Origin of the sequence: Neptunomonas sp. (assembly GCF_041601355.1) — a bacterium.
In the GTDB taxonomy this organism is placed as follows: domain Bacteria; phylum Pseudomonadota; class Gammaproteobacteria; order Pseudomonadales; family Balneatricaceae; genus Neptunomonas.
Genome location: NZ_JBFIIH010000199.1, coordinates 1 through 4,713 on the forward strand (window position 1 = coordinate 1; position 4,713 = coordinate 4,713).

The 4,713-nt window shown below is 46.7% G+C and carries 4 protein-coding genes and 1 pseudogene; 3 read left to right on the forward strand and 2 right to left on the reverse strand.

Annotated elements, in window-relative coordinates; all coding sequences use genetic code 11:
* Positions 1 to 261, forward strand: a pseudogene (locus tag ABY436_RS18995) (hypothetical protein); the annotation flags it as partial.
* Here ABY436_RS18995 and ABY436_RS19000 read toward each other — a convergent pair.
* Together ABY436_RS19000 and ABY436_RS19005 are read right to left on the reverse strand one after the other, a co-directional pair.
* Positions 212 to 1,273: a TAXI family TRAP transporter solute-binding subunit gene (locus ABY436_RS19000; RefSeq protein ID WP_372740499.1), complete on the reverse strand. Its 1,062-nt coding sequence runs from the start codon at positions 1,271 to 1,273 to the stop codon at positions 212 to 214. The pseudogene ABY436_RS18995 and the gene ABY436_RS19000 overlap by 50 nt on opposite strands.
* A gap of 440 nt (positions 1,274 to 1,713) precedes the next feature.
* Positions 1,714 to 2,121 (reverse strand): cupin domain-containing protein, encoded by a 408-nt coding sequence (locus ABY436_RS19005; protein WP_372740500.1) that lies wholly within the window; start codon positions 2,119 to 2,121, stop codon positions 1,714 to 1,716.
* A 610-nt stretch (positions 2,122 to 2,731) separates the two neighbouring features.
* Here ABY436_RS19005 and ABY436_RS19010 point away from each other — a divergent pair.
* Both ABY436_RS19010 and ABY436_RS19015 read left to right on the forward strand, forming a co-directional pair.
* The gene (locus ABY436_RS19010; RefSeq protein WP_372740501.1) at positions 2,732 to 3,493 is read left to right on the forward strand and encodes a DUF4197 domain-containing protein; all 762 of its coding nucleotides are present in this window, start codon (positions 2,732 to 2,734) and stop codon (positions 3,491 to 3,493) included.
* A 122-nt stretch (positions 3,494 to 3,615) separates the two neighbouring features.
* Positions 3,616 to 4,656 (forward strand): IS481 family transposase, encoded by a 1,041-nt coding sequence (locus ABY436_RS19015; protein ID WP_372740502.1) that lies wholly within the window; start codon positions 3,616 to 3,618, stop codon positions 4,654 to 4,656.
* Positions 4,657 to 4,713: the final 57 nt, after the last annotated feature.

Sequence of the window (4,713 nt, forward strand, 5' to 3'; positions counted from 1 at the left end):
CGTAAGGTGTTTGAGCCCTTTATGACGACAAAACGTAACGAAGGCTGTAGTGGTTTAGGCATGCATATCGCCTTTAATCTGGTAAGCCAGTTACTGCAGGGCCATATTTACTGTTTAGCCAATGCCGAAGGCGCACACTTCAGGCTGGATCTGCCTGTGGTTCTGAATAAGGTTTTACCTAAGCCGTTAACAACAGAGAAGAAGCCCGCGGCTACTCAGGCGGTGTCTGTGACAGATACTTCACTTCCCGGAAATACTTAGCCGCACCAGGATGGATTGGCAGTGGCAATGTCGTTGGCTGCATCATCTGCTGGGGATTAAGAAAGCGAAAGGCAGGATGTAGTTTTTTAAAGTTATCAAACTGCTCAAACAGTGATTTCACCACCGCATAAGCAACATCATCAGGTAAATCCGCCCGCGCAAAAAGAGTCGCGTTGACACCGATGGTCAGCACATCAGTAAGATCCGAAGAATAAAAACCGCCTGAAATTGTCATTTCCCCATAAAAGGGATTTTGCAAAATGAGTGTTTCTCTATCGTGCTTTGATAAGCCAATCAGTTGACTACTACAGTCTCTGAGCGCTTCTTTGATCGTACCGCTGGGATGCCCAACCACATAAAGCGTCGCATCAATACGGTTATCACATAATGCAGCGGCCTGCTCTGACGGTTCCAGTTCGCTTACGCCTGAAAAATCACTCAGTTGCCAGCCGCGGGCTTTCATTAATAGCTCTATGGTTAAACGCTGACTTGTTCCGGACTGACCAATATTGACTCGCTTATGCTTCAGGTCATCAAAACTATTAATATGGGCATCTGATCTGACTAATATCGATACATATTCAGGATACAGGCTGGTTAACGTGCGCAAGGGTTGATCCAACTCATCGCCATGATTATCAGCGTTTTTGTCAGTATCTTTTGCAAAATCATACAGCTGCCCTGCTTCTGCAATGCCGATATCAAGTTCGTGATTGATGACTTGCTCAAGATTACTCATAGAGCCTAACGTGCTGCGCACCGCACAGCGGATACCGTATTCTTGACGAGCTTGATTAACTAACCGGCACAGAGCCCCGCCCGTGGGATAATAAAGGCCGGTAACGCCCCCCGTCCCCAATGTAATGACCTGGTTTCTGATAATCTGGCTTGCCGATGCTTTATCAGCAATAACATGGTTAGTAATGACCTGCTTTTCAGCATAGACAGGAGTCATCCCTGCAAGGAAAAGGAGCAACCAACAACGTTTAAAATACAGCAACCGACGTAGCATTTTTATTCTCAGGAAAGTGCACATTTTCAAGCTAAGAGTGTAGCAGAAACATCAACTTCATGGTTGCAGGATGAGCGGCGGCTTAAGAAATGCCTGGCAATTCCAGTCAATGAGTTCGGCTACGAAGCTGAGACTGCAGAGGCAGAGCTGATGGCGGAAAACAATCAGCCACTTATCGAAACAAAAAATTGAGACCTTGTAGGCGTTTATTGAAGATCTAACCTGGAATTAAACAAATAGAGTTGCTCTGGCCATGCAAAAACTACGCTTCAATGGCGAGAGATCGTCTGGGCGAATAAGCCTGGCGATAAAACGATTTCAAGCAGTGCTTGGCTTGGAGTATAAACCTTAGCTCGTATCCATTTCCGGGCCGCGAGGTGTGGATCAGGGGAACTCGCCTCCAGCGAGCCCCCTGATCAATAACGGACAAGCCCGGGTAGTCAATCTACCTTGACGTGGGTGGGCTCCCCTTCTGGCCCAACTTGGAATATGACGAATCTGAGCCATTCTGAGGTGCTATCATTACTCATCACCATGGGCTTCCCGGCGGCTTCCTGAATCACTTCGCCCGCCTTGGCGGTACGAACGGCACCATCAACTTCAAGCGCGCCCGTGCCTTCAAGGACGTAAAGGAGTACCTGGCCTGTGTGAAAGTGCTTCGGCGAACTGTAGCCAGGGGGATAATCCACGTGCATTACAGCGATTTCATTTTCTGCTGCAGTCGCAAGGGGTGTCTTGAAAACTTCGGTAAGCTTCGGTGAATCCTGTGCGGACGCAAAGCCAACAGTGAGACCGATGACCAAAGATCCGGCGGTCAGGGAGCGAACTAATTTACTAATGACGTTCATAGTAAAATCCTCCTATCGCATGCTGCACTCACAATCAGCGCTCACTTACGAATGCGATCAAGGTGGCGCAAAGGGCACAGCACAATTGTGAAATGAAAAGACTTCTCACTCACATTGAGTTGCCTCCTCGATAAGCAGGGAGTTTTTTCAATATAATAGCGCGGACGATTGTTGTCAATGTCACCTAAAGCTCCACGCAGGCTCAATGCCGGGCGAGTTCACAAAGCAAGTTCCGATGCCAAGCTGGTCGAACCTGTGCGCACAATTCAGGCGCCGGAACTGACCAACCAATTGTCCGCAGTGAAAAAATAATCCGCTAGGCCAGGCGCATCTGCGATACAGGCTTCCTTGCGTCACGACAACTAATCTGAATTAATGCATGACGGTTACGGCGGAACTGTGTGAAGCGGCCGTGCTCTTAAAAGTGTCATCTGTCAAAGTTGCTGCTGACATTAATTTTGCTACTCTCAGGAACCGGTCGCGATTAACTACGAGTTCATATAGTAGATAGTATGATCACATGCTGACCAACTACTCATTTGTGACTACTGGGCGGCGATAATCCGTTACACTAGTCGTATTTATAAAGACAAGGATGGAGGCTTTCATCATGCGTAAGTTAACAATCACTACATTATTGCTCAGTGCAGCCATCGCGACTAGCAGTCAGGCTGGATGGAGCGATTTAGTTGAAAGTGTTAAAAAAACCGGCGAGGAATTGATTAAACAACCGGCGACGACCAACTCAGCCGTCAGCAATACATCCCTTTCATCTGATACGCTTATCAATGGTTTACGTGAAGCACTGGTGGTGGGAAGCGAACGTGCGATTAAATCGATATCCGCTGAAGGCGGCTACCTGAATGATCCACAAATTCGTGTTCCAATGCCTGCGGTGCTGGATAAACTGGCTGGCCCGCTGCGCCAATTCGGAATGGGGGATCAGGTTGATCAATTTGAGCAATCTATCAACAGTGCTGCAGAACGGGCCGCACCACAAGCAACGGCTATTCTGGTTGATAACATCAGAAACATGAGTTTTGACGACGCCCGCAAAATTTATGAGGGATCAGATGATGCGGCGACGCAATACTTCCGTGAAAAAGCAGGGCCACAGATAGCCGCTCTTTTTAAACCCGAAATTGATACCGCTCTGGGCGAAGTCGGCGCTACAAAATATTACAATAGCCTGGCGACACAAGCGGCTCAGCTTCCTCTGGTTGGCCAGCAGGTTGAGGGAGATCTTACCAGTCATGTAACCAAGGCAGCTTTGGACGGTCTGTTCTTGAAGTTAGCCGCTGAAGAAAAGCTGATTCGGCAAAATCCGGCTGCCCGCTCAACGGATTTATTGAAAAAGCTATGGAGTAACTGATCCCAAGCCATCTGAACAGATGTATTAGTTCCGACTAGACCTGACACATCTTCTTGAAAAAGAGAGAGTTACCCGTTTTGATAAAGGTGTCGAATCTTAAATCAAAACAAAAGGTAACTCTCATGATTCATACTAACAATCCCATCATAAAACACAAAGCGGGTTTGCTTAATCTCGCTGAAGCGCTCGGGAACGTCTCTAAAGCCTGTAAAGTAATGGGCGTGTCTCGCGATACTTTCTATCGATATCAAGAACTGGTTGAAGATGGTGGGATTGATAATCTCATCAACAAGAGTCGTCGATCCCCCAATATCAAGAACCGAGTGGATGAACAAACAGAGCAAGCAGTGATTGCTTATGCTATTGAACAACCTGCTCATGGGCAGCATCGAACCAGCAATGAGTTGCGTAAATCAGGCGTATTTGTTTCAGGCAGTGGCGTTCGCTCGATCTGGTTGCGCAACAATCTGGAGAACTTCAAAAAACGCCTAAAAGCCCTTGAAGATAAAGTAGCGAATGACGGTATTATTCTGAGTGATGCGCAGGTTGCTGCCCTTGAGAAAAAGAAATATGACGATGAGGCTTGCGGTGAAATAGAAACCGCACATCCAGGCTACTTAGGCTCACAGGACACATTCTACGTAGGCAACCTCAAAGGCGTGGGTCGTATTTACCAGCAAACCTTTGTTGATACTTACAGCAAAGTAGCTTTCTGTAAGCTTTATACAACCAAAACGCCTATCACTGCCGCTGATGTACTCAACGACAAAGTATTACCATTCTTCGAGCAACAGGAGCTGCCTATGCTGCGTATTTTGACAGACCGTGGCACTGAGTACTGTGGCCGTGTTGATCAACATGATTACCAGCTTTATCTGGCGATTAATGACATTGATCACACTAAGACAAAAGCGATGTCACCACAAACTAACGGTATCTGTGAAAGGTTTCATAAAACAATTTTGAATGAGTTTTATCAGATCACTTTTCGCAAAAAGCTCTACACAGGGATCGACGAGTTACAAAAAGATCTGGACGAGTGGATTGAATACTATAACAATGAACGGACGCATCAGGGCAAAATGTGTTGCGGTAGAACACCGATGGATACATTGCATGATGGTAAATCGATTTGGGCTGAGAAAAACTTAGCTCAAATCTAAACTGACAGGCATCGTTTGAGAACGGGTAACTGTCAGATCAAGTCTGAGCTACTACAA